Genomic DNA, 4,108 nt, shown 5'->3' with positions numbered 1-4,108 from the left:
AAGTAGAGAGAGATTTTTTAGTTGGGATAGGTATTAGTCGATCTACATAATCATAACTAGATTTACAATTCATACCTCACTTTCAGAATAAGCATGCGAGGCATAACGAAATACTCTGAAGTGGTATTAAAAGACTCATTGAAACTATCTTGATTGATAGACTGAACATCTAAAAGATTCATCCCTTGCAAAATAAATTCCCACTTAGAATCTTTTTTCTGGTAAAATAAGTCCGCCGATAAAAAAGCATATTCATTAGAAACTCTATCGTCTTTACTTCTGTAATTAAAATAATTGTAGTCTGCAGTAAAGGTAAACTCTTTTAAAAAATTGGCTTCTAAATTTATAAAGGGTTGGTCTGTAAAGAAAGTAGAGATAAAACTACCATTATCATAGCGGTTACTAGTGAAATCATAACCTATTTCTAAATTTGGCCAAGTTTTAAAGTTACTTCTCAAACTAGCTTTATAATTCTGAGTAAAGCTTTCAGATTCTAAAACTTCTCCATTAATTTGGTTATTGAAAGTGTTAATCCCCAATCTGGCACTAGTTTCTACTTGAAATTTTCTAAAGCGCTTGCTGTAAGACCCAGATCCTGAAAAGGTTTCATCTGCAAAATTGCTACTGATGTTAAATGGTGAAGCGACTTGATTAATAGCTACCAGTTCTGTATCGTTTTTGATTCCGTTGATTCTATTGGTATAACTCAATCTACCTGTGATGTTCGTATAGTTGAACATATTAAAATTAAAATAGGATAAATTAAAAGAATTGGCTAAAGCATTTTCAAGTTCTCGGTTACCTCTAAATAGCCTGTTGTAATTATTAAATACGAAAGCTTCTGCATACTGGTTAACGTCTGTAAATTCTGCAGTCATTGCATAATCAAACCTAATTGTTTCGGTTCGTTTCAACTGAAGATTCAAATTCAAATCTGGAAGTAATTTCCACGTATTGAATGAAGTCTCTAAGCCCAATTGATCCGTACTCAAATCGTAGTTGTGCAATGTAAGTCCAGGCGTCAAGGTAAATTTTCCCGTAATTAACTTATACCTCGTCCCAAAAAATAAATCTCTAAAATTGTAAGTCACATCATTCTGTAAAGGAAAACGTTCACCATCTACCTCAGCACTTTGGTCAAAGTTTAGAGTCGCACCAGAATCTAACCTTTGAAAAATGGAACTATCAAAGTTTTGATAACTTAAGGTGGTTCCAACATTGAAACTAATGTTGCTTTTTTTATTGAGCACCCGATAATAATCTACTTTAGCATCTAGCTTTTGGGTTTTAATTATCTTTTCTTGGTTAATATCAAAGTTCGACTGACCGGTGTTGGCTTGTAAAATTCCTGCAAAAGGCAAGAAATCTAAAATTGCATTGTAAAATGGATCTTCTTCTTGAGCCAAATGCTGGGCCTGTCCTGAAAAAATATCCTTCTCTGAAAGTGTATAATAAGCATTTACATTCTGATTAATAGAAAAAGGTTTATTGGCTTTATCTTCCAAGATGCGATTGTCTATAGTTCCAAATTGGGAAAATTGATTAGCAACTTCAGATTGATCGGAAAGCTTACCTAACACATCATAATCCAATTGAAAATTAGCATTAGGTTTGTATACGCTGCTAAGTTTCAACATTGCTAATTGATTCTTTTGGGTATTTTCAGTTTCAGTTACCTCATTTTCTCCACTAGAAATAAATTGCCGAATATTATTGGTTTGGAAATCTGTTTTATTACCAGAAAGCAATGCAAAGCCACTAATGTCAAGCTTTTCTGAAGCTTTATAAGTAAAATTGCCAGCCACAAATTCATTTTCTATATTTTGGGCTCTGTCATTTTGAGTCAATAAAAATCCAAGTCCAGAATCGTTGATGTTAAAACGCGTTCCGCCCCCACTGTTGAAGTTTCTAAAGCCCCCTGTGAAATTAAAGTAATCTCGAAAAGTAAAAGGCGTGTCGCCAGTATTATTAAAATTGGTGATGATATTTATACTATAATCAGGACTGTAATAAAATAGCTTAGGATTAGCTAGGTAGCGCGTTTCTTCACCATATCCTATGCCTGCATTGAGTTCTCCAAACCAAAAATTCTCTTTTCCTTCTTTCAATTTTATATTGATAGCCACATTTTCTTGGTCATTACCCAAACCTCGCATCTGGTCAACTTCGTTATAATTTCGCAAAACTTCAACTTTGCTCACCGCATCGGCTGGAATATTTTTGGTAGCTAGTTTGGAATCGCCATCAAAAAAGTCTTTTCCATCAACCATTACTTTTTGGACCTTTTTTCCTTCTACTTCAATACTCCCGTCATCATCGAGTTTCATCCCTGGAAGATTTTCAATAATATCGCCAAGCTTTCGTTCGTTGCCTCTAGCAAAGGAATCGGCGTCGTAAGAAATAGTATCACCTCTTATAGTAACCGGCATTTCATAAACCAACTCTACATCATCAAGTTCATCTGCCAGCTCTTGAAGTACATAAATACTTTCAATGACATTGAGGTCTTCTGGCATATAAGTTTCGGCAGATAAAGGCTGAAAACCTAAAAAATTAATTTCAAGAATAAAGGTTTTACCCTTCGGTAAATTTAGCTGAAAAAGACCCTCTTCATTAGTAATACTATAAGAGTCAATTTCTAAAGTTTCCTTTTCTTTGGCTATCACACTAGCCATTGACAGTGGGTTCCCAATAGAGTCGGTTACTTTTCCAATTAGTTTTGTCGTTTGAGAAAATCCTGAGTTTATACCAACACATAAACACAGTAAAATAAGTAAGTTTTTCATAAAAAAGTGAAATTCAAATTAGTTCATTCGAATTTCAATAGAGTTTCCTCCTCTTTTGCCACCACCATACATATCCTGCATTTCTTGAGTTTTTTCCAATACCATATCTTGAAATTCTTTTTGGGTAACCTGCTTACCCTTAGAAGGTGCTTCTATGTCAACTTTTTCTTTTGGATTCAAAATAAGCTTAGAACACAAGATCGTTGTTTTACCAGATTGCACTTCCATAATAAGTCCTGGCAGCCCCCAAAACTCACTTGGTCCATGACTTACAGGCACCTGTGGAGTATACCAAGCTACGATTTCAATAGATTTCGGCATTTCAAATTGATCTAGTGGGGATACTATGCTATCATTTTCTAGTAAAGTATTTTCTTCGTCCCCCTCTTTTTCCTTTTTCCTCAATTCTGTAAAAGCAGTTTTGTCAAGTTCTTTGACTGCAACAGCTTTGAAAACAACATACTGACCTATTTGCTTTGATTCGTTTACCAATTCCCATTTTAAAACTGGCAAAGAATCTTGAATAAGAAAGGACTTACCAAAAAACTCTTTTGATTCTAAATACAAACTGTCTTTGATGTGTTTATACTGACTCCCAGATTGAAAGTTTCCCATCATTCCGCTCATCATGCCAGACCGACCTGTTGGTGCAGCTAAATTTTGTTCTTCCTGGTATAGAGACTCTTCTGAGTTGAAGTCTAAAGTGTAGGTTTTTTCAAATTGCTTTTTCATCATTTCAGCAATTTGAGCTCTCATTTGATCGTTTATCTGATCCCCGCCTAGTTTCATATCGAAAACAGTCTTGGATTGATAAGTCGCTTGACCAGTAAACGTTTGAGCATTACCAAATGAAATGCTTAGGCAAAAAAGTAGAATAAAAATAATTTTCATAATGGTTTAATTTTTAAGAGGATTGATCAAAAGACGATAACTAATAAGTAATGTTACGATTTTTCAATAAATTGATACTTTAAAATGACTAATTTATATAGATTTTACTCAATATTTGAGTGATTTCATCGATTTTTATCTCGATGTAAAAGGTTCCTCAAAATATTCACATTTTATTCTTAAGAAATAAAGTATGAGTTGAGGAAGACAAACTATGTTAAGGACGAAGGCTAGTTCACTTTCAAATTTACTAGAACCACCGGTTTAGATTATAAAGAGACTATAGGTCTAAACCTCAAAAAACTTACCATTACCTAGAGTGACAAAGAGATTCCTCGTCGAAGCAAAAAACTTCTCTGTCGGAATGACAATGGTGAATTGGTGGCTGAGTGACCCGCTTTTTTGTAGCGGGGTGTATCGAAGCCAGGTTG

General features: G+C 34.4%; 2 protein-coding genes. Both read right to left on the bottom strand.

Translation table 11 applies throughout. From position 1 onward, the window contains the following. Positions 1-62: 62 nt before the first annotated feature. Complete coding sequence (locus PGOND44_RS14670) at positions 63-2,786, bottom strand: peptidase associated domain and porin domain-containing protein (RefSeq protein WP_003445655.1); 2,724 nt, start codon at positions 2,784-2,786, stop codon at positions 63-65. An 18-nt stretch (positions 2,787-2,804) separates the two neighbouring features. Next, positions 2,805-3,677, bottom strand: a complete 873-nt coding sequence (locus PGOND44_RS14665; protein WP_003445652.1) for a GLPGLI family protein — start codon at positions 3,675-3,677, stop codon at positions 2,805-2,807. Between the last annotated feature and the right edge of the window lie 431 nt (positions 3,678-4,108).

Source organism: Psychroflexus gondwanensis ACAM 44 (genome assembly GCF_000355905.1).
Classification (GTDB): domain Bacteria; phylum Bacteroidota; class Bacteroidia; order Flavobacteriales; family Flavobacteriaceae; genus Psychroflexus; species Psychroflexus gondwanensis.
Note: the sequence above shows the minus strand (reverse complement) of the source record. Positions and strands in the feature narration are given on the sequence as shown.

Coding starts and splice junctions, on each gene's coding strand:
- PGOND44_RS14670 (WP_003445655.1), bottom strand. CDS start 2,786: ATGAAAAACTTACTTATTTTACTGTGTTTATGTGTTGGTATAAACTCA.
- PGOND44_RS14665 (WP_003445652.1), bottom strand. CDS start 3,677: ATGAAAATTATTTTTATTCTACTTTTTTGCCTAAGCATTTCATTTGGT.